Below are 23,933 nucleotides of genomic sequence, written 5' to 3'. Positions count from 1 at the left end.
GATGATCAAGAAACAAGACAGACGCCTCAGGATCGGCGTGCTCGGCTGCGGACCCATCGCGCAGTTCGCGCATCTGCAATCCTGCACGAAGGCCGCCAATGCCGACCTCTACGCCATCTGCGACGCGGCGCCCGATTTGCTCGCCCGCATGGGCGCCACCTATGAACCGCAAAAGATGTATGCCGACTACGACGCCATGCTCGCCGATCCCGAATTGGAAGCCGTGATCGTCGCCACCTCGGATGCCTATCACGTGCCGATGTCGATCAAGGCGCTCGACGCCGGCAAGCATGTTCTCTGCGAAAAGCCGATCGGCACCTCTGTCGAGGAGGGCGAGGCGTTGGCCGCGGCGGTGAAGCGTTCGGGCAAGGTGCTGCAGGTGGGTCACATGAAGCGTTTCGACCCGGCGCTGGAGGCGGCCCGCGACTTCGTCCGCGACGAGATGGGCGAGGTGCTGGCACTCAAGGCCTGGTACTGCGATTCCACCCACCGCTACACCAACACCGATGCCATCCAGCCGCTGCCCGTCACCAGCAAGCTGGCGAGGAAACCAGGCGGCAATCCGAAGGCTGATCTCAGGCAATATTTCATGCTGGCGCACGGCTCGCACCTCGTCGACACCGCCCGTTTCCTGTGCGGAGACATCACAGCGGTCCGCGCGCGCCTCAACGAACGCTTCGGCGCCTATTGCTGGTTCGTCGAAACCGAGTTCGCCAGCGGCGCTCTCGGTCATCTCGATCTAACCGTCGCCGTGCGCATGGACTGGCACGAAGGGTTCCAGCTCTATGGCGAAAACGGTTCCGTCATGGCGAAAACCTTCAACCCCTGGTACTTCCGCGCCAGCGAAGTCGACATCTTCCACGAGAAGGACGCGACCTCGCGCAAACCGCTCGGCGCCGACGGCCATTTCTTCCGCCGCCAGTTGGAAGGCCTTGCCGACACGGTGCTGAACGGCACGCCGATGCGCGGGGCCAATGTCGAAGACGGAATCGCCTCGATCCGCGCCATGGTCGCCATTGCCCGTTCGGTCGAGACTGGTGAGCGTGTCGAACTCGCCTCGGTTTCGGGTGCGGTCTGATGCGTCTCGGCATCTTCGCCAAGACTTTTTCGGGCACCGAGCCGGCCGCCGTGCTGACGGCCGTGCGGCAGGCGGGCTATGAGACGACCCAGTTCAATCTCGCTTGCGCCGGCCTGCCGTCGATGCCGGATGCCGCTCCGGCGGATGCGGTCGCGGCGATCCGCGCTGCCGTGCGATCGTCCGGTGTTTCGCTCGCCGCTCTGTCGGGCACCTACAACATGGCGCATCCCGACAAGGCCGTGCGCGATGACGGTCTTCGCCGTCTCGCCGTCGTCGTCAAGACGGCGGCAGCTCTCGGTATTCCGCTGGTCACGCTCTGCACCGGTTCGCGCAATGCCGCAGACCAATGGGCATTTCATCCCGACAATGCCACACCGGCTGCCTGGTCCGACATGGCCGTCGAGATGGAGAAGGCGCTGGCGCTGGCCGAGGAGGCCGGCGTCGATCTCGGTATCGAGCCCGAACAAGCCAATATCGTCACCTCGGCAAGCGACGCGACACGCCTGATCGCCGACATGGGCTCGAAGCGACTGAAGATCGTGCTCGATCCGGCGAACCTGTTCGAACACGCGACGCCGGACGAGGCACGCGCCGTTGTCGCCGCCGCGATCGGTGAAGCCGCCGGCCACATTGCCATGGCGCACGCCAAGGATCGTCACGGTGACGGCCGCTTCGCCACATCAGGGCAAGGCATCGTCGATTTCCCGGATTTCGTCGCACGGCTGAAGGCCGTGAGTTTCGACGGCGCGCTCGTCACCCACGGGCTGTCCGCCGATGAGGCTCCGGGCGTTGCCGCCTTCCTGCGAGGGCTGCTCCGATGAGTGCGGCGCCAACGATCCTGCTGCGCGATGATGCCGCCCTTCGTGTCTTCGACACGGGGCGGGGCAGGCTTCCCGTCGTCTTCCAGCATGGTCTCGGCGGCGATGCCGCCCAGGTGGCGCAGAATTTTCCCGATGGCCCGTCGCGCCGCCGGCTGACCGTCGAATGCCGCGCGCAGGGCGGAGCCAGTGCCGGCAGCAAGCGTCCGTTCTCGATCGCGATGTTCGCCGATGACGTGCTGGCCGCCGCCGATGCGGCGGGCCTCGACCGCTTCGTCGCCGGCGGCATTTCGATGGGCGCGGCGATCGCGCTGCACCTCGCTTCTCGCCACTCGGACCGTGTGCTTGGCTTGGTGCTTGTGCGTCCCGCCTGGGCCTTCGACGCGGCGCCGCAAAACATGCACCCTTACGTTGAAGTGGCCGAACTCATCCGCCGGCTTCCGCTGGCTGAAGCCCGCGACGCCTTCGCGTCCTCCGCGACATCGGCCCGCTTTCGCACAGAGGCGCCGGACAATCTCGCCTCGCTGCTCGGCTTCTTCGCGCGTGAAAACGCGATCGTCTTCGCCGAGGTGATGCAGGCGATCGCGGTCGACGGACCCGGCGTGACGCAGGCCGAAGCCGCTGGTCTCGCAATTCCCACACTGGTCATCGGCAGCGGCATCGATCTCGTCCATCCCCTGGCGACCGCCCGCGAGCTTGCCGAGACCATCCCCAACGCGGCCTTCGCCGAGGTGACACCGAAAGCTACCGACAAGGATCGCCATTTCGCCGAAATCCGTGCCGCCATCGGCGGCTTTCTCGACAGAAACTTCAACAACCAGGACCCATCATGACTTCCAAAACCCTGTCAGGCGCCGCGGCCATCGCCGCATTGCCGCGCGATCGTCTGATCGCCGAATTCTCGCTCTGGTCGGCCAATCTCGCCAATTTCGAGAGCGACCTGAAACGGATCGAACCTCATGTCGATCTGCATCACATCGATGTCGCGGACGGCCATTTCGCGCCGTCCTTCCTGTTCTTCCCCGATCTCGTTGCCCGCATCGCCGGGCTGACGACCAAACCCATCCACGTCCATCTGATGGTCGATGCGGGAATCGTCGAAGCGCAGACGCGCCAGTTCATCGAGGCCGGCGCCGACATGATCAGCGTCCATGCCGAAAACGGCGAAGCGGGATTGCGCGCGGTGCGGCTGGCTCGCGAACTCGGCGCCGAAGCCGGCGTTGTGTTGAGGCTGGAGACGCCGGTCGAGACGGTGACGCCTTTCGTCTCCGAGGTCGCCTTCGTCACGCTTCTTGGCACCGCGATCGGCGTCAAGGGCCAGAGCCTGTCGAAGAAAGCCTGCGATAGGTTGGGTGCCGCCCGTACCATCCTGAGAAAGGCCGGCCGCGAGGCCGCCGTGGTTCTTGCCGCCGACGGCGGCATCCGCCACGAGACGGTGCCGCTGCTGCGTGCCGCCGGCGCCGAAACCGTGGTTCTGGGGTCGCTCGCCTTTGGCGACAAGGATCTCGCCGGCCGCATCGGCTGGCTGCATGGGCTGAAGGTCGCGGCATGACCACTGAAGCCGCCCTCGCGATCGATCTTGGCGGCACCGAGCTTCGTGCCGCCCTGGTCGACCGTGACGGCAAGATACTGGCCTTCGCCGCGGTGCCGACACAGGCGCAGGCCGGACCCGACGTGGTGATCGGCCAGATCGAGGCGCTGGCCGCGACTGTTCATGCCGAGGCGCCGGGGCTCGCCATTGTCGGCGTCGGCGTCGGCGCGCCGGGACCGCTCGATCCGCTGGCCGGCATCGCTGTCGGGCCGCCGACACTTGCCGGCTGGCAGGATGTGCCGCTGGCCGATATCCTCGAGCGGCGGCTCGGCCTGCCGGTGCGGTTGGAGAACGACGCCAACGCGGCGGCACTTGGCGAATGGCGCTTCGGTGCCGGCCATGGCGCTCGCTCGCTGGTCTTCGTCACGGTCTCCACCGGCATTGGTGGCGGCGTCGTTGCCGACGGACGCATCCTGCATGGCCGCCGTGGGTTGGCCGCCGAGATCGGCCATATGACCATTACCAATGAGGGCGAGCGCTGTGTCTGCGGTGTCGTCGGCTGCTTCGAGGCCATCGCCTCGGGCACGGCACTTGGCCGCCGCGCCAACGCCGCGACGTCAGCCTTTGACGGCTCGACGCTGCGTCGTCTCTCGGCCAACGGCGAGGTCACCGGCCGCCACGTGGTCGAGGCGGCGCGGCTGCAAGATGGCCTCGCTGCCGCCCTGCTTGAGGAGGAGGCGCGCTGGCTGGGTGTCGGTTTCACCAATCTCCTGCATCTCTATTCGCCCGACGTGCTGGTCGTCGGCGGCGGCATCGCCAATGGCCTCGACCTGATGCATCCGGTCATCGAGGCGACCATCCGGCAGCGTGCCATGCGCGCCTATCGCGACGTGCCGGTCGTGCAGGCGCAACTCGGCCGCCATGCCGGCCTAGTCGGCGCCGCCAGCCTTGTCCTGTTCGACGATGGCAGCCTGGCGGCCCGCATGCCGGTCGGTCCAAGCACGTTCCCGGAAGCGCGAAGGGATTTCAGTGGCTGACACGTCGAGGTAAAAAAGTGGCCGGAGGCAGCGATGCCTGCGGCCATTTGCATTGCTATGCGATCGCGCGGATTACTCGGCGGGAACGACATCCGCCGGCAGGCTGTCGTCGGCCGTTCCGGCCAGCGCCCTGGCGAGCTTTGCCTCGTCGAGTTCGCCTTCCCAGCGGGCGACAACCAGCGTGGCGACCGCGTTGCCGACGAAGTTGGTCAGCGCCCGGCACTCCGACATGAAGCGGTCGACACCGAGGATCAGCGCCATGCCGGCGACCGGCACCGAGGGCACGACCGAGAGCGTCGCGGCCAGCGTGATGAAGCCGGCCCCGGTGATGCCGGCAGCACCCTTGGACGAGAGCATCGCCACCAGCAGCAGCAGGATCTGGTCGCCGATCGACAGATGGATGTTCGTCGCCTGGGCGATGAACAGCGCCGCCAGTGTCATGTAGATGTTGGTGCCGTCGAGGTTGAAGGAATAGCCGGTCGGGATGACCAGGCCGACCACCGAGCGCTTGGCGCCGGCCTTTTCCATCTTTTCCATCAGCGAGGGCAGGGCGGCTTCCGACGAGGAGGTGCCCAGCACCAAAAGCAGCTCTTCCTTGATGTAGCGCAGCAGCGACAGGATGGAGAAGCCGTTGTAGCGGCAGACCGCACCCAGCACGACGAACACGAACAGCAGCGACGTGGCGTAGAAAGTGCCGACCAGCATGGCGAGGTTGATGACCGAGCCGATGCCGTATTTGCCGATGGTGAAGGCCATGGCGCCGAAAGCGCCGATGGGGGCGGCCTTCATCAGCACGCTGACCAGCTTGAACATCGGCGCCATCAGCGCCTGCAGGAAGTTGAGCACCGGTGCGCCCCTGTCGCCGACCAGCGCCAGCGCGATGCCGAACAGCACCGAGAAGAACAGCACCTGCAAGATGTCGCCATCGGCGAAGGCGCCGACGATCGTGCCGGGGATGATGTTCATCAGGAAGCCGGTGACCGACTGGTCATGCGCCTTGGCGGCATAGGTGTTGACGGTCGAGGCATCGAGCGTCGCCGGGTCGATGTTGAAGCCGGCGCCCGGCTGCACGACATTGGCGACGATGAGGCCGATGATCAGGGCCAATGTCGAAAAGGTGAGGAAGTAGAGCATCGCCTTGCCGGCGACGCGGCCGACCTTCTGCAGGTCGCTCATGCCGGCAATGCCGGTCGCGACCGTCAGGAAGATGACCGGGGCGATGATCATCTTGACCAGCTTGATGAAGGCGTCGCCGAGCGGCTTCATGCTCTCGCCGACAGACGGATAGTAATGGCCGAGCAGGATGCCGACGGTGATCGCCACCAGCACCTGCACGTAGAGTTGGGCATAAAGGGGCTTGCGTTGCGCGGCGGGCGCGCCTGATTGGTCTGCGATGTGCATCGATCTCTCCCTGGCCGGATGGACGGAACCCGCCCTGCGTGACTTCTCCCATCGCGGCGTTCCGGTCGCCCGCCGCTGGAAGGAGTTTTGCAAGCGCTGTGCCAGATCGGGGAAAGCCCGGAATCCCGGGATGCCGGGCATTCTTCAGCGGCCTTTGGTGGAGGTTTGTGCGGATTTCCGCACGCGGAAAGTTTGCTTGGGCGGAATTTCGCATTAGAGTGACCGCTAAGCCGCTAGCAAAGGGAGAGGGCAGACGTCGCAGGCAGGCACCAATAGTGGCCCCACCGGGTTTGCCGGTCGCGACTTGTTGCGTGAGGCGGTGGCCCGGCTGCGCGATGGCCGCTGGCTTGTCGTCGTCGTCGGCCTGGCTATCCTGGCCGGCGCGATCGCCATCGCGGGACGCATAGCCACCGGCCAGGCGACCAATGACCTGCGCGACACAGCGCTTGCCGCTTTGCCGCTGGCGGCGGGAACGCTGACCGGCGAGATCGAAAAACAGCGCCTGGTTCCCTTGGTGCTGGCCCGCGACGATGCCGTGCGCGGGGCGCTGCGCCGCGCCGGAAAGATGCGGGAAGCGGCCCTCAACGACAAGCTCAAGGCGATTGCCGGCGATGCCTCGGCGTCCGCCATCTATGTCATCGATACGGCGGGCATCGCAATATCGGCCAGCAATGCCGGCGAGCCGACAAGCTTTGTCGGCATCGACTATAATTTTCGTCACTATTTCAACGAGGCGATGGCGAAGGGTTCTGCCAGCCAGTACGGCCTCGGCACGATCAGCGGCCGGCCGGGTCTCTATCTTTCGAGCCGCGTCGACGATAACGGCAAGCCGCTGGGCGTCGCGGTGCTGAAGGTCGAGCTCGACGGTGTCGAAGCCAATTGGCGCTCCAGCGGCTTCCTCGTTTTCGTCACCGACGAACGCGGTGTCGTGCTGGCTACCAGTGAGCCCGAATGGCGGTTTCATGCGCTGGCGCCGCTCTCCGCCCAAGACGCCGCCGCTGCCCATGAACAGCTGCAATTGACGGACGCCGCGTTTGAGCCGCTGCCGATACGGCGCGGCGCCGGCGACGGTCTGGCGACGATCGACAGCTCGGGCAAGCGGCGCCAGTTCGTCGAAGTGGTGCAGGACCTGCCAGGTGCGGTCCCTGGGTGGCGCCTCTGGCTGCTGACGCCGGCGGACGTCGCTCTGTCGTCCGCCGCCAATACGGCGCGGTTGACGACACTGCTCGGACTGCTGCTGACGGGCCTGCTTGCCTATGTGCTGACGAGGCGCCGCCGCACACGCCGGCTGCGTGAGGAAGCGCTGGCGCGCATGAACGCCGAGCTCGAAAGCCGGGTATCGACGCGAACGGCGGAACTGACGCGCTCCAACACAGCGCTTGCCGGCGAAATCGCCGAGCGCGAGAGCGCCGAGGCCAAGGTGCGCCGGCTGCGCGACGACCTCGCCCAGGCCAACCGGCTTTCCATCCTTGGCCAGATCGCCGCCGGCGTGGCGCATGAGATCAACCAGCCGGTCGCCGCCATCCGCACCTATGCCGAAAATGCCGGACGCTTCCTCGAAACCGGCAAGACCGAACCGGCGAGCGGCAATCTGACCTCGATCGTCTCGATGACCGAACGCATCGGCGCGATCACCAATACGCTGCGCACCTTCGCCCGCCGGCCCGGCACTGCGGCCTCGCCCTTGCCGGTGCGCGAGGCGATCGACGGCGCCCTGTCGCTGCTCTCCGGTCGCATCCGCGATTCCGGCGTCACCATCGTCAAGCCGCGCGGCAGCGCCTCGCCGATGGTCATGGCGAGCCGCATCCGGCTGGAGCAGATCCTCGTCAACCTGCTGCAGAACGCACTCGACGCCATGAAGGATCAGCCCGATCCCCGCATCGAGATCGAGCTTGCGGAGCGCGACGACCGGGTGCTGATTTCGGTGCGCGACAACGGCCCCGGTCTTGGCCCGGAAGCAGCCGGCAATCTGTTCATGCCGTTCCAGACCACCAAGGAGAAGGGGCTCGGCCTCGGGCTGGTGATCTCGCAGGAGATCGCCCAGGAATTGGGCGGCACCTTGCAGCTCGATCCCGACAGCGCCGGCGGCGCGTCCTTCACCATCGATTTGAGGCGAATTGAATGACGCAGGGATCAGGGCTTGTGGCGCTCGTCGACGACGATGCCGACCTGCTGCATGCCACCACGCAATTGCTCGAACTTGCCGGGTTCACGGTGGTCGCGCGCGATGCTGCCGAAGCCGCGCTTGCCGTCGTCGACAGGGACTTTGATGGCGTGGTCGTCAGCGACATCCGCATGCCGGGCATGAACGGCCTGCAGCTATTTGATCGCATCAAGGCGATCGACCCGGACATACCGGTGATCCTGGTCACCGGGCATGGCGATGTCGATCTTGCGGTGGCGGCACTGAAGGACGGCGTCTACGATTTCATTCCAAAACCCTATGCTGGCGATCGCCTTGTCGAGGCGCTGAAACGGGCGAGCGAGAAGCGACGGCTGGTGATGGAAAACCGGCGGCTGCGCGAAGCCGCCGCTCTGGCCGCCGACGGTCTGCCATTGATCGGCGAAGCGCCCGCCATAAGGCGGCTGCGCGAAACCTTGCGCCAGATCGCCGACATGGATGTCGACGTGCTGGTGGAAGGCGAGACCGGAACCGGCAAGGAAGTGGTGGCGGACCTCTTGCACCGATGGGGTCGGCGCCGTGCCAAACCCTTTGTAGCGCTGAATTGCGGTGCCTTGCCGGAGACCGTCATCGAAAGCGAGCTGTTCGGCCACGAGGTGGGCGCCTTCACCGGTGCGCAGCGGCGGCGGATCGGCCGCGTCGAACATTCCAGCGGCGGCACGCTGTTCCTCGACGAAATCGAATCCATGCCGCCGGCCCTGCAGGTCAAGCTGTTGCGCGTGCTGGAGACGCGCAGCCTCACCCCGCTCGGCTCGAACGAGATCCGGCGTATCGATCTCAGGGTCGTGGCAGCGACGAAAGTCGATCTCGGCCGGCCGGACCAGCGCGGCGATTTTCGCGAGGATCTCTATTTCCGCCTCAACGTGGTGACGCTGCGCATCCCGCCTTTGCGTGAGCGGCGCGGCGACATCCCGATGCTGTTCGGTCATTTCCTCGGCAAGGCGGCGGAACGGTTTGGCCGGCCGGTCGCCAAGGTGAACGCAGCGGTCAGCGACCATCTCCAGGCACATGCCTGGCCGGGCAATGTGCGTGAGCTCGCGCATTTCGCCGATCGCGTCGCGCTTGGCCTTGGCCCTGAGGACGAGACGAGGGCAGTTCCCTCGCAATCATCGGACCCGGCAGGCGCTTCGCTGCCCGAAAGGGTTGGCCACTACGAGGCGCAGCTCATCCGCGACGCGTTGCGTGACCATGGCGGCGATGTGCGCGGCGCCATCGACGCGCTCGGCGTGCCGCGCAAGACGTTTTACGACAAGCTCAAGCGCTACGGCATTGCCGCGTCCGAATTCCGCAGTGGCGGCGATCCGCACCCAGTTCGAGAGCAGACATAGATTGCGCGGGCTTCACGCTTCATAACCCGTCATCCCATCCAGCCGAGCATTCCGGAAAGAGCCATGAACACCACACTCGAAACGACGGCAAACCCCTTGCCGGAAGACCTCACCTTTCTGAGCGAACGGCTGACGGCATTCAACGATGGCGACGTCGGCGCATCCGAACGAAAGGCCCTGGCCGTGTTCGTGCGCGACGACGACGGCGCCGTCGTTGCCGGCATTTCGGGTTACACCGCCTGGGGCTGGCTCTACGTGCAGTGGCTGTGGGTCGATGAAAGGCTGCGCGGCCAGCACATGGCAGGCCAGATGCTGGACGCGGCCGAGCAAGAAGCCGTGGCGCGCGGCTGCCACGGCGCGTTGATCGACACCTTCAATCCGAACGCCGAAAAGGTCTACCAGCGCCAGGGCTATCAGCCCTTCGGCACGCTGGCCGATTTTCCAGTCGGCCGCAGCCGCATCTTCCTGCAGAAGAAACTGGCTTAGCCTGCGAGTTTTCCGCCGCGCATCGGCTGCGGCGCGCCAGTGGTGCTTGGAAAACTGATGGGCAGGCCGCGCAGCACGCGCACCGCCAGGAAGGCAAAACACTCCGCCTCCACCGCGTCGCCGCTCCAGCCGAGGCTTTCGGCCTGCACTACCTCGACGCCAGCGCGGCTGGCCAGCATGGCCATCATCGTCGGGTTGTGGCGGCCGCCGCCGCTGACCACAAGCTTCTTCGGCCGGCTTGGCAAAAGGTCGAGCGCCTTGCTGACGGCGCCGGCGGTGAAGGCGGTGAGCAGGGCCGCACCATCCTCGGTGTTAAGGCCATCGGCCATGGCGGCGCCGAAGTCGAACCGGTCCAGCGATTTGGGGTAGGGCTTGCTGAGATAGGGATGCTGCAGCAGCTTGGCGAGCCTTGCCTCGTCGACCGTTCCGGCACGGCCAAGCGCGCCGTCGCGGTCCATTTCGCCGAGCCCCTTCGATTTGATGAAATCGTTGAGCGGCGCGTTGGCGGGGCCAGTGTCGAAGGCGACGACATTGTCGGCGCCATCCCACCAGGTGATGTTGGCGACGCCGCCGAGATTGAGCACGGCCACCTCGCCGCTGGCGCCGGCGCTGCGCATCAGCGCGGTGTGATAGGCGGCGGCCAGGGGTGCGCCTTGCCCGCCGGCGCGCATGTCGGCCGAGCGGAAATCATAGGCGACCTTGGTGCCCAATAGGGAGTGCATCAGCTCGCCATCGCCGAGCTGGCGCGTCTGGCCGAGCCGTCCGACCTGCGGCGCGCGGTGCAGCACGGTCTGGCCATGAAAGCCGACGACGCAGATGTCGGCCATCGTCATGCCGTAGCCCTCGACCAATTCCTTCACAGCCGCCGACTGGGCGCGCGTCAGCGCTTCCTCGGCCTTGCGGAAGATCGCCGGTTCCGGCCCGACAAAATTCCAGGCTCTGGCCGCCGTCAGCGTCTCTTCCAGCAGCGCCCGGATCGATTGGGGATAGGGCATCAGCCGGTAGGTGCCGAAATCGTCGATGCGCTCGCCATCGGTCTTGATCAGCGCGACGTCGATATTGCCGTCAAGCACGGTGCCGGTCATCAGGCCGACGGCCCAGATTGGTTCCATGTTCGCTTTCCTTAGTCGCTGTTGATGAGATCGCCGACCGCTTGCCGCAGCGAAACGATTCCGCTGTCGAAATGACGTGTCGGATGGATCCGGTTGGTGAGCAAGGTCCATGCCCTGCCGCTATCGAAGTCGATCCACAGTCCGGTGCCGGTAAAGCCGGTGTGGCCGATGGTTCCCGGGCTGCACAAGGACCCGCCTGACCAGCCGTCATAAGGGCGCTCCCAGCCATGGGTGCGGGTAGCGGACAAGGGCGTGCGCATCAGCGCGATCGAGCGTTCGGTGGCAACTGTCCCGTCCAGCAGCCCTTGCGCGAAATCCAGCACCGAAGCGGCTGTGCCGAACAGCCCGGCATGACCGGCGCCTTGCAGCGCCGAGCAATTGTCGTCATGCACCTCGCCGGACAGCACGCGATGGCGCCAGGTGCAGTCCTCGGTCGCCGCGGCGGTATCCGGCTCTGTTGACCAGGCAAAGCCCGGGCCGGGATCCATGTGGCGGATCGTCTTGCCCGACAGCCGCTCGAGGGCAAAGCCGAGCAGGATGAAGTTGATGTCGGAATAGACGGGGTCCCGAGCCCGCCATTCGCGCTGCAGGATGAAGGCGCGCAACAGCTCCTGGTCCCGCCCATAAGTGTAGATCGGTTCGACGGCCGGAAACGGCGTCTGGTGGCCGAGGCATTGGCGGAAGGTCACCTTCCGCTCCCAAGCCTGGGCATCATATTGGCGCAGGTCCGGCAGCGCCGAGATCAGCGGTGCGTCGAGATCGATGACGCCGTCTTGCGCCAGCGCCAGGATGCATGGCGTGGTGAAGATGATTTTGGTCAGGGACGCCAGGTCGAACCAGGTTTCCACGGTCATCGGCCGCTGCTTCGGCGCGAGTTGTGCCGAGCCGATTGCCCTGGTGATGCGGTGGCCATTTTTGTCGACAATGCCGAGCACGCCGCCGGGAATGCGCTTGGTGGCCACTGCAGCTTCCAGTGGAGCGAACGCGTGGTCGAAGAGGGAGGCGAGGGGGCTCAAGGGGAGCCTCCTCTTGAGACGCCGCGATCCTTCGCGCCCCCCTCTGTCCTGCCGGACATCTCCCCCACGAGGGGGGAGATTGGATGTCGGCACTGCTTTCGCCAACCTTCTGCGTTGGAAGGTGGGTGGAAGGTCAAAACTGCCGATCTCCCCCCATGTGGGGGAGATGTCCGGCAGGACAGAGGGGGGCGCTGTCCCGCCAAGTCTGGAAGTGTTTGGAGCATCACCCTTCCACCCTCGCCATGTGATCCCCGTCAAACTGCTCCCAGCGCGCCGCCGCCGGCTCGAACCCCTGCGGGCGCACAAGCGAGGGCACTTGCCGTGTGTCGAGCTCGAAATGCTCGCGCCGCCGGTCGATGGTCGGAACGGCGGCGATCAGCTTCTTGGTATAGGAATGCTTCGGCTTCGACAGCACCGAAGCCGCGTCGCCGATCTCGACGATCTGGCCGGCATAGATGACGGCGATGCGATGCGCGATCCGCTCGACCACTGCCATGTCGTGCGAGATGAACAGATAGGCCAGCCCAAAGTCGCGCTGCAGATCGACCAGCAATTCCAGCACCTTGGCCTGCACCGAAACGTCGAGCGCCGACACCGCCTCATCGAGAACGACCACGGACGGGTTGAGCATCAGCGCGCGTGCGATGCACAGCCTTTGCCGCTGGCCGCCGGAAAACTCGTGGGGATAGCGCTGCAAACTATTCGCAGGCAGGCCGACGCGTTCCAGCAGGCTCGCCATCCTGGCCCGCGTTCCGGCATCCACGCGGCCACCGGTGGCGATCACCGGCTCCGCCAGGATGCTTTCGATGCTCAGCCTCGGATTGAGCGAGGCATAGGGGTTCTGGAACACCATCTGCACCGGTTTGGCGCTTTGCTCGGTTGAGGCCTTTCGGGCGCCGACCGAGAAGCTGCCACGCGTCGAGCGCACCAGGCCGAGCACCGCCTTTGCGGTTGTCGATTTGCCCGAGCCGCTCTCGCCGACGATGGCCAAAGTCTCGCCCGGCATCAGGTCGAAGTCGATGCCGTCGACGGCATGCACCGCGCCGGTGGCGCGGCTGAAGAGATTGCTCTTGAGAGGAAACCGCACGACGAGGCCATCGACCTTCAAGGCCGGTTCCTTGCTTGCGCCCTTGTCGCGTTGTCCGTCCGCGCGCGTCGCCCTTCCGTTGGCGAAATGCGGCACGTCCTGCAGCAGATGCTGCGTGTAGGGATGCTGCGGCCTGTCGAGGATCTGGTTCAGCTCGCCTTGCTCGACGGCCTGCCCGTTTTGCATCACCATCACCTTGTCGGCGATGCCGGCAACCAGGCCGATATCATGGGTGATGAAGATCATCGACATGCCGGTCTCGCGCTTCAACTCGGCCAGCAGTGCCATGATCTGCGCCTGCACGGTGACGTCGAGCGCCGTCGTCGGCTCGTCGGCGATCAGCAGGCGCGGATTGCAGGCGAGCGCAATGGCGATCATCACCCGTTGCAGCATGCCGCCGGACAGCTGGTTGGGCGTGTATTTCAGCCGCCGCGCGGCATCGGGGATGCGCACGCGGTCGAGCGCATCCTTGGCTGCCGCCGTAGCTTGTCGGCCGGTGAGGCCACGGTGCAGCCGAAACGATTCCTCGATCTGCGTGCCGATGGTCAGCACCGGATTGAGCGAAGTCATCGGCTCCTGGAAGATCATGCCGATCTCGGCGCCGCGAATGCCGGTCAGCTGCGGCTCGGTGGCGCTCATCAGGTCGAAGAGGCTGCCATCGGCCCGCTTCAGCTTCATCGCGCCGCCGGTGATGCGGCCACCACCAAAATCGATAAGACGGTTGATCGACAGTGCGGTGACGGATTTGCCGGAGCCGCTTTCACCGACAATGGCCAGCGTTTCGCCATCCGCCAGATCGAAGCTGACGCCACGCACCACCTCATTGGCTTGAGGATTGCGGCCGAAGCCGACGCGAAGATCCGAAACGGACAGCAGCGGCGTCATGCCGGCGCCCTCCGCATCCTCGGGTCAAGGATGTCGCGCAAGGCGTCACCCAGCAGGTTGAAGCCGAGGATGCTGATCATGATCGCCAGGCCCGGGAAGATCATCAGCCAGGGCGCTGTCTCCATCAAATTGCGGCTGTCGCTCAGCATCAGACCAAGTGATGCGGCGGGCGGCTGTGTGCCGAGGCCGAGAAAGCTCAGGCCGGCTTCCGTCAGCAGCGCCCAGGCCAGCGCCAGCGTCACCTGAACGGTCAGCGGCGCCACCAGGTTGAGCAGCAAATGCCGGGTGACGATGTAGAACGAACTGCTGCCAAAGGTGCGCGCGGCGTCGACGAATTCACGTGCCTTGAGCGAAAGGGCAGGGCCGCGCACCACGCGCGTGAAGATCGGGGTGTAGACGATGCCGATGGCAACGACGCTGGTCCAGGTGCCCGGTCCGGCAACGGTGACGATGAGCAGCGCCAGAAGGATGGCGGGGAAGGCCAGCAGCACATCCATGATCCGCATCACCACGCCGTCCCAGCGGCGGCCGAGCCAGGCGGCGGCCAGCCCCAGAACGGTGCCGGCAAAGGTAGCGAAGGCCACCGAGAAGAAGGCGACCGTGAACGACTGGCCGACGCCCGCCATCAGCCGGCTGGCCACGTCGCGACCGAACAAATCGGTGCCCATCCAGTAGGCGCCGTTGGGAGCGTGCAGCCGGTCGACGCGGAACTGCGTGATCGGGTTGTGCGGCGTCAGCCCGACCAGGCCGAGGACGGCGATCAGCAAATAGACGCCGACAATGATGCCGCCGATGCGGCCGCTGCCGTGGCCGAAGATGGCGCGCAGGATGCGCATCACTGCTCTCCCAGCCGGATGCGCGGATCGAGCGCGACATAGGCGAGGTCGACCAGGAGATTGACGATCATGAAGTTGAAGGCGATGAACAGCACGGCGCCCTGCACCAGCGCGTAGTCGCGCTGCAGGATCGCGTCGAGCACCATGCGTCCGAGACCGGGCAGGGCGTAGATCTGCTCGACGATGACGGCGCCGCCCAGCAGATAGCCGAACTCGATGCCGCTCAGCGTCACCACCGGGATCAGCGCATTGGGCAGTGCGTGCCGCCAGATGACGCTGCGCGCCGACGCACCCTTGCTGCGCGCGGTGCGCACATAGTCGTCGCTCAACACGTCGAGCATCGCCGAGCGCGCGATACGGGTGACCGAGGCGGCGAAGGCGAAGCCGAGCGTGATGGCGGGCAGGATCAGCTGGCTGAGATTGCGCAAGGGATCCTGCCAAAGCGGCGCGAATTCGCCCATCGCCGGCAGCACGCCGAAGCCGGCCGACAGCGTGTAGATGATCAGCAGGCCAAGCACGAAGCTCGGCGTCGACTGGCCGATCATGGCGGCGATGCGCACTCCCAAATCGGACAGTTTTTCGTTGTGCGTGGCGGCAAATATCCCCGCCGGCAAGCCGACCACGAGCGCGATGATCATCGACAGGACGGCCAGCTCCAGCGTCAGCGGGAAACGCTCCAGGATGACGTCGAGCACCGGCCTGCCATAGGTGACGGAGATGCCGAGATTGCCGTGCAGAATGCCGCCGATCCACCGCCAGTACTGGACGAACCAGGGCTGGTCGATGCCGAAATAGGCGGCGAGCGAGTCACGTTGCGCCGGCGTCAGCAGGCCGGCTTCGGTACCCAGCATCGCCGTGATCGAATCGCCCGGCACCATCCTGATCGCCACGAAGACCAGGATGGACACGCCAAGCAGGACGAGAGGAAACGTCGCCAGTCGTCGCATCAGATAGTTCACGCGAAGAGGTCCTCTCGTCCAATGCCTGCGGCTACTGCTGGATGGTAACCTTGCTCAGGCTGAACAGCGTGCCCGTCGGCGTCGGCACGAAGCCGGCGATGTTCTTCTGCTGCGCCGTGTAACTGTAGGACGTGTAGAGCCAGATCCACGGCGACATCTCGGCGAGGTGCTTCTCGAACTCGGCGAAGATCGCCTTGCGTTTGGCCGGGTCGGTCTCGGCGCGGCCCTGCTGCATCTGGCTGTCCAGCGTGTCGTCGATGTAGTTCGCCACCTTCTGCAGATTGCCTGCCTTGGTCCAGTAGCGGTTGTACATGGTGTAGGGGTCGGCGCGGCCGCCATTGAGCGCGATCGCCATGTCGAAATCGCCCTTCAGCCAGGCGTCGACATAGACGTTGAGCTCCATCATCTTGATGTCGAGCTTGACGCCGATTTCGGCGAGTTGTGACTGGATGACCTGGGCTTCCGCCGCCGCCGTCGGCGGCTCGCCGGTGGCCCCGATAACGGTCGCCGAAAAGCCATCGGCAAAGCCGGCTTCGGCCATCAGCTTCTTGGCCTTGTCGACATCGCGCTTGTAGCAGAACAGCTGGCTCGGATCGGTCGCCAGCGCCGGGATGGTCAGCGGTCCGGTGACCTTGCCTTCGCCGAGCGAAGCGGTGTCCAGCACCTCCTGCCGGTCGATGGCGCAGGAAATCGCCTGACGCACCTTGAGCTCGGTCATCGGCTTGCGCGACGGGTTGAGCTGCAGCACGTGATAGGCGAGCACCGGCACGCGGTTCAGCTGCAGGCTGGCCTCTTTCGGCACCAGCGTGGCGACAAGCGGGTCGTTGAGCAGCGCGAAATCGATCTGCTTGGTGCGCATGGCGGCCAGGATCGCCGCTTCGTCCGGAAGTACGCTGATCTCGATGCCGTCGACGCCGGTAGCACCCCCGGCCCAGTCCTTGTTGGCGCTCAGCACTTCCTTGGCGTTGGGGTCCCATTTGTCGAGCTTGAACGGACCCGAGCCGACCGCTTTGGTGCCGATCGAACCGGCCTTGATTTCAGCCGCCGGAACGATCGCCGCATTGACGTCGCTCATCGCCGTCAGGATCGGCACGTCGGGCTGCGAGAGATGGAACACGACGGTTGCCGCATCGGGCGTGTCGATGCTGGCGATCGACAGGAAATTGGCGCGGGCGGCAGCGCCCGTCTTCTCGTCGAGGATGCGCTCGAACGAGGCCTTGACGTCGGCAGAGGTCACAGCCGCGCCGTCCTGGAATTTCGCCTTGGGGTCGAGCTTGAAGGTCAATTCCTTGCCGTCCTTCGAGAATTCCCAGGAGGTGGCGATGGCGGGGATGATCTGCAGGCTGGCATCGACCCGGACCAGAGGCTCGTAGATCAGTTCCAGCAGCCGCAGCGACGAAAAGGCCGTCTGCTTGTGCGGATCAAGCCCGGTGGCGTCCTGCGACCAGGCCATATGCAGCGTTGCCGCCTGCGTCGAAACCACAGCCACGCCGAGCATCGCGGCAACCGTGATGCCCGACAGCAGTGTTCTTGTGAGATGCCCTATCATTTTCGTCTCCCATTATGATTTGACTTGATGCCTTGCAGTTTCTGCGGACCGCTTCCAAGACACACATGGTTCGGAGTATCGGCCCAGTCTATGCGGCCTTGGGCCGTCTTGTCTAAAGCGGCTTCATGCCGTCTTGTCCCGTGCGGCTTTATGCCGTCACATCGCTGATTGCCTTTCGCAGGAAGCCTCCGGCCTTGCCGAGGGCGGTTCGCGCCGCCTCGACCTCAAGGCCAGTGATCGTCACCAGGATCGCCAGCTTCACGTCATTGCCGGTCTGGGCGAGCGCCTGTTTGGCCTGCTGCGCCGTGCAGCCGGTGGTCTGCATGACGATCCTTGTCGCTCTGGCAACCAGCTTCTTGTTGGACGGGTTGAGGTCGACCATCAGATTCTGAAAACTCTTGCCGATGCGGATCATCGAGGCCGTGGTCAGCATGTTGAGCACCAGCTTCTGCGCGGTTCCCGATTTCAGCCGGGTCGAGCCGGTGAGCACTTCCGGGCCGACGACCGGCGAGATGGCGACGTCGGCGATGCCGGCAATGGTCGAGGCCGGATTGCAGGACAGGGCAACCGTGGTCGCCCCGACCTGCCTGGCATAGTTCAGCCCGCCGATGACATAGGGCGTGCGCCCGCTGACAGCGATGCCGACCACGACGTCGTCCGCTGTGAGCCCCATCTCCTGCAATGCCCGTGCGCCCATTTTCGGATTGTCTTCGGCGCCTTCCAACGATCGCACCAGAGCGTCGGGACCACCGGCGATCAGGCCGACGACCATGCCTTCGGGCACGCCGAAAGTGGGCGGACATTCCGAAGCATCGAGGACCCCGAGCCGCCCACTGGTGCCGGCGCCCATATAGATCAGGCGGGCGCCTTTCTGGAAGGCAAGCACGATCCGGTCGACCGCTACGGCGATTTCCGGCAGCACCTTTTCGACAGCCACCGGGACAAGCCGGTCCTCGTCATTGATCTTGCGCAGGACATCGATAGTCGGCAGCAGGTCGATGTCGACGGTCCTCGGGTTGCGGCCTTCGGAAACCAGCAGGTCCAGCTCGGACATCAACCCTTGTTCGGTCATCCCAGTGCTTTCAAAAATCATGCTGCCCGGCACGGTTCAACGGGCACCGGTGCATACGGACCCTGGGTCCGTCGTCGCGGGTTTTCTTCGTTAACTTTTTAGAATTGGATATTCACATCGTCAACAGAAATTTGGAATATTTTATTCCTTCTCCTTCGATGGCTACCGGGTGAAGAGCGACCTCTTGGCAAGGATGATCGCGCCGGACACGGCGTCGCCGTCGGCGGGCTTCAGACGGCGCCTTACATCGGGCGAAAGCCAGGGTTCGAGCGGGCTGGCGAGGCCGCCCAGCAAGGTGACGCGCGGCGCGCCTTTTTCGAACAGCACCCGCACCAGCGTGTCGATCTGCTCGGCGGCACTTTGCACGATGCGCCGTCCGGCCGGGTCGCCCTGGTCGGCATGGCGCATCACCATCGGCGCCAGCGCCGCATAGTCGGTGGCGCTGGCCCGGTCCATCCAGGCGACGGCCTCCATCGGGTCGCCTTCGAAGCGCTGCATCACCTCCGCCAGCAGCGCCGTCCGCTCGTGCCGGCCGTCATGGCCGCGCAGCGCCAGCTGCACGGCCTTCAGGCCAAGATCGGCGCCGCTGCCTTCGTCGGAAATCGGAAAGCCGTAGCCACCGACGCGCAGGTCGCGTCCTTCGACAAAGCCAAGACCGATCGAGCCCGTACCGGCAATGACGATGGCGCCGTCCTGGCCGGAATGCGCGCCCAGGCAGGCGCCGACTCCGTCGCTGACGAAATCGATGCTGGCAAAGGGATGCGCGATCGCCCGCAACGCTTCCAGCGCGCCCTTGCGGCCGATGCCGGCAAGGCCGATGCCGGCATAAATTCCAGCGATCTCGGCTGGCCCGAACCCTGTTTCTTCGATTGCCGCGCCAAAGGCCTTTGCAATGGAGGCCCAGGCTGCGTCGATGCCGAGCCGCGTTGTCGCCGGGCCAGACAGGCCCTGTCCCAGCACGGTTCCCTCCGCATCCTCGATACGGGCCCGGCAGCCGGTGCCGCCGCCATCGACGCCGAGAAAATAGTCCACGCCGCTCATCAGCTCAGCCGCTCGATGTCGGCGCCGCAAAGACGCAGCTTGCGGTCAAGCTGCTCATAGCCGCGGTCGAGGTGGTAGACGCGGTTGATGATCGTCTCGCCTTCGCTGACCAATGCCGCCAGCACCAGCGACACCGAAGCGCGCAGATCGGTGGCCATCACCTGCGCGCCATGCAGCCTCTCGCCGCCGCGCACCAGCGCCATGGTGCCTTGCAGCTTGATGTTGGCGCCGAGCCGCATCAGCTCGGGTACATGCATGAAGCGGTTCTCGAAGATGGTTTCGCGCAGCAGCGACGCGCCCTCGGCGCAGCACATCAGCGCCATGAACTGCGCCTGGAGATCGGTCGGAAACCCCGGATAAGGTTCGGTCGTGAGATCGACCGCCTTGAGCGGCCGCTCGCGTGACACAATCAGCCCGCGGTCACCGGGCCAGACGCTGACGCCGGTGGCCTCAAGCAATTGCACCACAGAGGCCATGTGCTCGAGCCGGGCATGCGTCAGTTCCAACTGCCCGCCGGTGATCGCCGCGGCAATGGCATAGGTCCCGGCCTCGATCCGGTCCGGGATGATGTCGTGCCGGGCCGCATGCCAGCTGGTGTCGCCGGCGATCAGGATGCGGTGCGTGCCTGCGCCCTCGATGCGCGAACCCATGGCATTGAGGCAAGCGGCGAGATCAGCCACTTCGGGCTCGCGCGCGGCGTTGAGGATCTCGGTTTCGCCCTTGGCCGTGGTCGCCGCCATCATGGCGGTTTCGGTCGCTCCGACCGACGGTGAGCTCAAGACGATGCGCGTGCCGGTGAGTCCATGCGGCGCCGAGGCGACGATCGAGCCGTTCTCGATCGCAATCCTTGCACCCAGCGCCGCGAGTGCCGCGACATGCATGTCGACCGGCCGCGCGCCGATGGCGCAGCCGCCGGGCAGTGAAACCCGGGCGTGGCCGAACCGGGCGAGCAGTGGCGCCAGCACCAGCACCGTCGCCCGCATTTTCCGTACCGTGTCGTAGGACGCCTCCTTCGAAACGGCGGCGCTGGTGTCGATCGTCGCGGCATGCGTCGACCGCGTCACCTCGGCGCCGTGAAGCCGCACCACGCCAATCATGTTTTCGACGTCGGTGACGGCGGGCAGGTTGGTCAGTTCGAGCGGGTAGGGGCTGAGCAGGGCAGCCGCGATCTGCGGCAGAGCGGCGTTCTTGGCGCCGGATATGGTGACCGCGCCCTCCAGTCTTCGTCCGCCGACGATCCGCAATCTGTCCATGGTTAAACCCTTGTATGGCGAAACGGATAGTGGCGCGGTTTCGCTCGGGAAGACCTGCCTCGAATCCCGGGCTTTCGCCGGTCCAATCGAGAATTAATTCTGCGTTCTTGGCTGTCAATCGAAATTGGAATAATTTATTCCTCTGACGTCGAGCACCGAAGCGCTGTAGAGGGTTCATGTCCGTCCTGAAGACGATCAATGCGAAGCTCGATGGCATGGCTGCCGGCGATCGTGAGATCGGCCGGTACATCGTCGACAATCCCGACCAGATGCTGCGGCTGTCGACAGCGGCGCTTGCGGCCGAGATCGGCCGCAGTCAGTCGAGTGTCGTCAAGTTCAGCCAGAAGCTTGGCTATGCCAGCTATCAGGAGCTCAAGCTCGCCGTCAGTGAGGCCAAGGCGCAGGACTGGCAGGTGCCGGCCGGCGTCATCCACGGTTCGATCGAGGTCGGCGACACCTATCCGGTCATCCTGAAGAAGCTGATCGGCAGCAAGCTTTTGTCGATGCAGCAGACCGTGGCTGCCAACAGCGAGCGCATCATTTCCCGGACGCTGGAACTGCTGGATGGCGCGCGCCGCATCCATCTGGTCGGCGTCGGCGCCTCCTCGCTGGTGGCGCGCGATTTCTCCTACAAGCTGATGAAGCTCGGCCGCAACGTGCTGCATGACAGCGACAGCCACATCCAGATGGCCAATGCCGCGACGCTGGGGCCGGGCGACGTGCTGTTCGCGCTCTCCTATTCCGGCGCCAGCATCGAAACCTTGCGCATCGCCGAGCTTGCCCGCAAGCGCGGCACGACGGTGATCGCCGTTACCGGCCTGCACGACAATCCGTTGAGCCGTGTCGCCGACATCCGCCTCTACACCATCGCCGACGAGGAACGCGCTCGCTCGTCCTCCATCACCGCGCGCGACGCGCAACTGACGCTGACCGATTTGCTGTTCATCCTTCTGGTGCAGAGGCAGCCGGACGCCAACGACTATGTCCACAACAGCGAGATGGCGGTGTCGGTGCTGAAGGCTGAGCGGTCCTCGTAAGCGCTACCAAGTCGCGTGCACCTTCAGCTTGAACGAGCGGCCTTCGCCGTAGGAGCAGGTCAGCGTCGTCTGGCAACTGGCGACATAGGTCTTGTTGAACAGATTGGTGACGTTGAGGTCGACGCCCCAATTCTCCTTCTCGTAGCCGAGTTTCAGGTCGGCCAGTGTCACGGCCGGCACCTTCGCCGTGTTTGCATTGTCGGCCCATGACGAGCCGATATAGCGCAGGCCGCCGCCGATCGAGATGCCATCATACCAATCGCCGCGGAATGTGTAGTCGGCGGAGGCCGAGGCCATCACTTCCGGCGCGATGAAGGGTGTCTTGCCGACATATGTCGGTTCCTCGTCCTTGGTGATTTTCAGATCGTAAGCGGTGAAAGCGCCGGTTACCCTGAAATCCTCGGTGATGTTCACCTTGCCTTCCAGTTCCACGCCGCGTGAACGCACCTCGCCGGTCTGATACTGGGCAAAAGGGTTGGCTGCGCTTGCGGTCGCGACATTCTGGCGCGTGAGGTCGAAGAGCGACACGGTGAACAGGCCGTCGACAAAAGTCGGCACATATTTGACCCCAACCTCGTACTGCTGGCCGGTCTCCGGGTTGAAAAGATTGCCGTTGGCGTCGGTACCGATAACCGGATTGAAGAAAGTCGCGATGCTGGCATAGGGGGTTACGCCGTTGGCGAACTCATAGGCGAGGCCGGCACGGCCGGAGAAGTCGCCGACGGTTTGGCTGAGGTCGACGATCGGCGTGTTGAACAGCTCCGTGTAGTAGGTCGGACGATTATCGGCGTCGAGCCAGCCACGGTCGTAGCGGCCATTCAGCGTCACCAGCCAGCCATCGCCGAAGCGCAGCTGGTCCTGCGCATAGAAGCCAAGCTGCTTCTGCGTCAGGTTCTGGTTGAGGTAGCTGACGCGCGGCGTCAGCGGCGATCCGTATACCGGATGGAAGGCATCAATGGGATTGTCGTAGTTGGGATCGTAAAGGCCGGAGGACTGGACCTCGTCGATGTTGTAGTACTTGAAGTCCAGACCGGCGAGGATCGTGTGCTCGATTGGACCGGTCGTCACCTTGCCTTCGATCTGGTTGTCGAGAAGGAAGGTCTTTGCCGTGGTGTCGTGGTCGAAATTTATTCGCGCAAGGTCGGTAGGCCCGCCGATGAGTGACCAGCCGTTCGGATAGACACTGACTTCATTGATATCGGCGGCGGCGAAGCGGGCGTTGGAGCGCACCGTCCAGTCACTGTCGAAGGTGTGCTCGAATTCGTAACCGATCGACCCCTGCTCACGCTTGTAGAGATCGATGCTCGGCTCGGTGAAATTCGCATCGGGGTCGATGCGGCCGTAATTCACGCCGCCGGCGATGTGGTCGGTCACGGTGCCATCATAGGGCAAAAAGCTGCCGCCATTGTGGTTCTCGTCGATGTGGCTGTAATTGGCCAGGATGGTCAGGGTGGTGGCTTCGTCGGGCTTCCAGGTGATGCTGGGCGAGATGAAGCCGCGCCAGCCATTCTGCAAATCGCTGTAAGTGTCGCCGCCGGCGACCTTGCCATTGATGCGGTAGCTGACCGTGCCGTAATTGGCCACGTCGCCAATGTCGAAGCCGAGATAGACATTGCCGGCATCGTTGACGCCGGTTTCGACATAGCGCTTGCGTTCGAAGTCAGGACGCTTGCTGACGTAGTTGACCAGCCCACCGGGATTGCTGCCGCCATAGAGCACGGAAGCCGGGCCCTTCAGCACCTCGATGCGCTCGAGGCCGAAGCTATCGACGTAAAAGCCGCCAAAGGCATAGCTGAACAACTGCAACCCATCCATGTAGGTGCCGGTGGCCGTCGCCTGGAAACCACGGATGAACAGCCAGTTGGTGTCGCTGTCCGGGCCGAACGGCTGGGCGAAGACGCCGGCTGTGTAGCGCAACGCCTCATCCACCTTCTGCGCGCCCTGATCATCGATCTCCTGGCGGCCGACCACCGAGACCGATTGCGGGATGTCCTTGATATCGGTTGCCGTCTTCGAGCCGGTCGTGGTCGTCTTGGCGACGACACCTTCGACCGGGCCGGTGGCGCTGCCGCCGGCCTCGCCCTCGACCACCACTGGTTCAAGCTGGGTGCTTGCAGGCGCTGTTTGCGCGAAGGCGGCCATCGGCGGGATCATCGCGGCCGCGGCGACGCCGCCCGCCAGAAGCGCCTTGATCCGGTAAAGTCTGCTCATCAGGTAAGTCCCCG

General features: G+C 64.9%; 20 protein-coding genes. 9 read left to right on the top strand and 11 right to left on the bottom strand.

The genetic code is table 11. The features are described from left to right. Position 1 precedes the first annotated feature (1 nt). The 5 genes from AC1D05_RS04200 to AC1D05_RS04180 are packed head-to-tail and all read left to right on the top strand — an operon-like array spanning position 2 to position 4,464. On the top strand, positions 2-1,078 hold the full coding sequence (locus tag AC1D05_RS04200; RefSeq protein WP_477438484.1) for a Gfo/Idh/MocA family protein: 1,077 nt from the start codon (positions 2-4) through the stop codon (positions 1,076-1,078). Next, positions 1,078-1,899, top strand: coding sequence for a sugar phosphate isomerase/epimerase family protein (locus AC1D05_RS04195; protein ID WP_477438482.1), 822 nt, complete (start codon positions 1,078-1,080; stop codon positions 1,897-1,899). The genes AC1D05_RS04200 and AC1D05_RS04195 overlap by 1 nt, the downstream gene beginning before the upstream one ends. Next, positions 1,896-2,729, top strand: a complete 834-nt coding sequence (locus tag AC1D05_RS04190) for an alpha/beta fold hydrolase (protein ID WP_477438480.1) — start codon at positions 1,896-1,898, stop codon at positions 2,727-2,729. The genes AC1D05_RS04195 and AC1D05_RS04190 overlap by 4 nt, the downstream gene beginning before the upstream one ends. Continuing rightward, positions 2,726-3,448: a ribulose-phosphate 3-epimerase gene (locus AC1D05_RS04185; RefSeq protein WP_477438478.1), complete on the top strand. Its 723-nt coding sequence runs from the start codon at positions 2,726-2,728 to the stop codon at positions 3,446-3,448. Before AC1D05_RS04190 ends, AC1D05_RS04185 begins: the two co-directional genes overlap by 4 nt. After that, a complete protein-coding gene (locus AC1D05_RS04180) occupies positions 3,445-4,464 on the top strand; it encodes an ROK family protein (protein ID WP_477438476.1) in 1,020 nt (339 codons plus the stop codon). Before AC1D05_RS04185 ends, AC1D05_RS04180 begins: the two co-directional genes overlap by 4 nt. 72 nt (positions 4,465-4,536) lie before the next feature. Here the strand turns inward: AC1D05_RS04180 and AC1D05_RS04175 are convergent, their stop codons facing one another. Then, a complete protein-coding gene (locus AC1D05_RS04175; protein ID WP_475452048.1) occupies positions 4,537-5,865 on the bottom strand; it encodes a dicarboxylate/amino acid:cation symporter in 1,329 nt (442 codons plus the stop codon). 304 nt (positions 5,866-6,169) lie between these two features. On the opposite strand from AC1D05_RS04175, the gene AC1D05_RS04170 reads away from it, so the two are divergent. The 3 genes from AC1D05_RS04170 (at position 6,170) to AC1D05_RS04160 (ending at position 9,861) form a co-directional block, all read left to right on the top strand. After that, complete coding sequence (locus AC1D05_RS04170; protein WP_477438474.1) at positions 6,170-7,990, top strand: sensor histidine kinase; 1,821 nt, start codon at positions 6,170-6,172, stop codon at positions 7,988-7,990. After that, positions 7,987-9,375 carry a sigma-54-dependent transcriptional regulator gene (locus tag AC1D05_RS04165; RefSeq protein WP_477438472.1) on the top strand — a complete coding sequence of 463 codons (1,389 nt, stop codon included), beginning with the start codon at positions 7,987-7,989 and terminating at the stop codon, positions 9,373-9,375. The genes AC1D05_RS04170 and AC1D05_RS04165 overlap by 4 nt, the downstream gene beginning before the upstream one ends. Before the next feature lie 63 nt (positions 9,376-9,438). Further along, a complete protein-coding gene (locus AC1D05_RS04160) occupies positions 9,439-9,861 on the top strand; it encodes a GNAT family N-acetyltransferase (RefSeq protein WP_477438470.1) in 423 nt (140 codons plus the stop codon). Here AC1D05_RS04160 and AC1D05_RS04155 read toward each other — a convergent pair. The 9 genes from AC1D05_RS04155 to murA form a co-directional block, all read right to left on the bottom strand. Continuing rightward, positions 9,858-10,973, bottom strand: a complete 1,116-nt coding sequence (locus AC1D05_RS04155; RefSeq protein ID WP_477438468.1) for an anhydro-N-acetylmuramic acid kinase — start codon at positions 10,971-10,973, stop codon at positions 9,858-9,860. The genes AC1D05_RS04160 and AC1D05_RS04155 overlap by 4 nt on opposite strands. 11 nt (positions 10,974-10,984) lie before the next feature. Continuing rightward, positions 10,985-11,989 carry a serine hydrolase domain-containing protein gene (locus tag AC1D05_RS04150; protein WP_477438466.1) on the bottom strand — a complete coding sequence of 335 codons (1,005 nt, stop codon included), beginning with the start codon at positions 11,987-11,989 and terminating at the stop codon, positions 10,985-10,987. 223 nt (positions 11,990-12,212) lie between these two features. Next, entirely contained in the window at positions 12,213-13,961 is a 1,749-nt protein-coding gene (locus AC1D05_RS04145) for an ABC transporter ATP-binding protein (RefSeq protein WP_477438464.1), read from the bottom strand. After that, the gene (locus AC1D05_RS04140) at positions 13,958-14,797 is read right to left on the bottom strand and encodes an ABC transporter permease (protein ID WP_477438462.1); all 840 of its coding nucleotides are present in this window, start codon (positions 14,795-14,797) and stop codon (positions 13,958-13,960) included. Before AC1D05_RS04140 ends, AC1D05_RS04145 begins: the two co-directional genes overlap by 4 nt. Continuing rightward, positions 14,797-15,756, bottom strand: coding sequence for an ABC transporter permease (locus AC1D05_RS04135; RefSeq protein ID WP_477438460.1), 960 nt, complete (start codon positions 15,754-15,756; stop codon positions 14,797-14,799). The genes AC1D05_RS04140 and AC1D05_RS04135 overlap by 1 nt, the downstream gene beginning before the upstream one ends. Before the next feature lie 31 nt (positions 15,757-15,787). Beyond that, the gene (locus AC1D05_RS04130) at positions 15,788-17,305 is read right to left on the bottom strand and encodes an ABC transporter substrate-binding protein (RefSeq protein WP_477438458.1); all 1,518 of its coding nucleotides are present in this window, start codon (positions 17,303-17,305) and stop codon (positions 15,788-15,790) included. Between the two features lie 148 nt (positions 17,306-17,453). Continuing rightward, the gene (gene murQ / locus AC1D05_RS04125; RefSeq protein WP_477438456.1) at positions 17,454-18,377 is read right to left on the bottom strand and encodes an N-acetylmuramic acid 6-phosphate etherase; all 924 of its coding nucleotides are present in this window, start codon (positions 18,375-18,377) and stop codon (positions 17,454-17,456) included. A gap of 162 nt (positions 18,378-18,539) precedes the next feature. Beyond that, positions 18,540-19,418: a glucosamine kinase nucleotide-binding domain-containing protein gene (locus AC1D05_RS04120; protein ID WP_477438454.1), complete on the bottom strand. Its 879-nt coding sequence runs from the start codon at positions 19,416-19,418 to the stop codon at positions 18,540-18,542. Beyond that, positions 19,418-20,671 (bottom strand): UDP-N-acetylglucosamine 1-carboxyvinyltransferase, encoded by a 1,254-nt coding sequence (gene murA, locus AC1D05_RS04115; protein WP_477438452.1) that lies wholly within the window; start codon positions 20,669-20,671, stop codon positions 19,418-19,420. The genes AC1D05_RS04120 and murA overlap by 1 nt, the downstream gene beginning before the upstream one ends. Positions 20,672-20,847: 176 nt before the next feature. Here murA and AC1D05_RS04110 point away from each other — a divergent pair, with 176 nt between their 5' ends. Beyond that, positions 20,848-21,708: a MurR/RpiR family transcriptional regulator gene (locus tag AC1D05_RS04110; protein ID WP_477438450.1), complete on the top strand. Its 861-nt coding sequence runs from the start codon at positions 20,848-20,850 to the stop codon at positions 21,706-21,708. A gap of 3 nt (positions 21,709-21,711) precedes the next feature. Here the strand turns inward: AC1D05_RS04110 and AC1D05_RS04105 are convergent, their stop codons facing one another. Beyond that, the gene (locus AC1D05_RS04105) at positions 21,712-23,919 is read right to left on the bottom strand and encodes a TonB-dependent siderophore receptor (RefSeq protein WP_477438448.1); all 2,208 of its coding nucleotides are present in this window, start codon (positions 23,917-23,919) and stop codon (positions 21,712-21,714) included. Positions 23,920-23,933: the final 14 nt, after the last annotated feature.

It is taken from the genome of Mesorhizobium sp. P2_E9 (genome assembly GCF_056403815.1).
Note: the sequence above shows the minus strand (reverse complement) of the source record. Positions and strands in the feature narration are given on the sequence as shown.

Excerpts from the sequence above, each read along its gene's own strand:
- AC1D05_RS04200 (WP_477438484.1), top strand. The coding sequence starts at position 2 with ATGATCAAGAAACAAGACAGACGCCTCAGGATCGGCGTGCTCGGCTGC.
- AC1D05_RS04195 (WP_477438482.1), top strand. The coding sequence starts at position 1,078 with ATGCGTCTCGGCATCTTCGCCAAGACTTTTTCGGGCACCGAGCCGGCC.
- AC1D05_RS04190 (WP_477438480.1), top strand. The coding sequence starts at position 1,896 with ATGAGTGCGGCGCCAACGATCCTGCTGCGCGATGATGCCGCCCTTCGT.
- AC1D05_RS04185 (WP_477438478.1), top strand. The coding sequence starts at position 2,726 with ATGACTTCCAAAACCCTGTCAGGCGCCGCGGCCATCGCCGCATTGCCG.
- AC1D05_RS04180 (WP_477438476.1), top strand. The coding sequence starts at position 3,445 with ATGACCACTGAAGCCGCCCTCGCGATCGATCTTGGCGGCACCGAGCTT.
- AC1D05_RS04175 (WP_475452048.1), bottom strand. The coding sequence starts at position 5,865 with ATGCACATCGCAGACCAATCAGGCGCGCCCGCCGCGCAACGCAAGCCC.
- AC1D05_RS04165 (WP_477438472.1), top strand. The coding sequence starts at position 7,987 with ATGACGCAGGGATCAGGGCTTGTGGCGCTCGTCGACGACGATGCCGAC.
- AC1D05_RS04160 (WP_477438470.1), top strand. The coding sequence starts at position 9,439 with ATGAACACCACACTCGAAACGACGGCAAACCCCTTGCCGGAAGACCTC.
- AC1D05_RS04155 (WP_477438468.1), bottom strand. The coding sequence starts at position 10,973 with ATGGAACCAATCTGGGCCGTCGGCCTGATGACCGGCACCGTGCTTGAC.
- AC1D05_RS04145 (WP_477438464.1), bottom strand. The coding sequence starts at position 13,961 with ATGACGCCGCTGCTGTCCGTTTCGGATCTTCGCGTCGGCTTCGGCCGC.
- AC1D05_RS04140 (WP_477438462.1), bottom strand. The coding sequence starts at position 14,797 with ATGCGCATCCTGCGCGCCATCTTCGGCCACGGCAGCGGCCGCATCGGC.
- AC1D05_RS04130 (WP_477438458.1), bottom strand. The coding sequence starts at position 17,305 with ATGATAGGGCATCTCACAAGAACACTGCTGTCGGGCATCACGGTTGCC.
- murQ (WP_477438456.1), bottom strand. The coding sequence starts at position 18,377 with ATGACCGAACAAGGGTTGATGTCCGAGCTGGACCTGCTGGTTTCCGAA.
- AC1D05_RS04120 (WP_477438454.1), bottom strand. The coding sequence starts at position 19,418 with ATGAGCGGCGTGGACTATTTTCTCGGCGTCGATGGCGGCGGCACCGGC.
- murA (WP_477438452.1), bottom strand. The coding sequence starts at position 20,671 with ATGGACAGATTGCGGATCGTCGGCGGACGAAGACTGGAGGGCGCGGTC.
- AC1D05_RS04110 (WP_477438450.1), top strand. The coding sequence starts at position 20,848 with ATGTCCGTCCTGAAGACGATCAATGCGAAGCTCGATGGCATGGCTGCC.
- AC1D05_RS04105 (WP_477438448.1), bottom strand. The coding sequence starts at position 23,919 with ATGAGCAGACTTTACCGGATCAAGGCGCTTCTGGCGGGCGGCGTCGCC.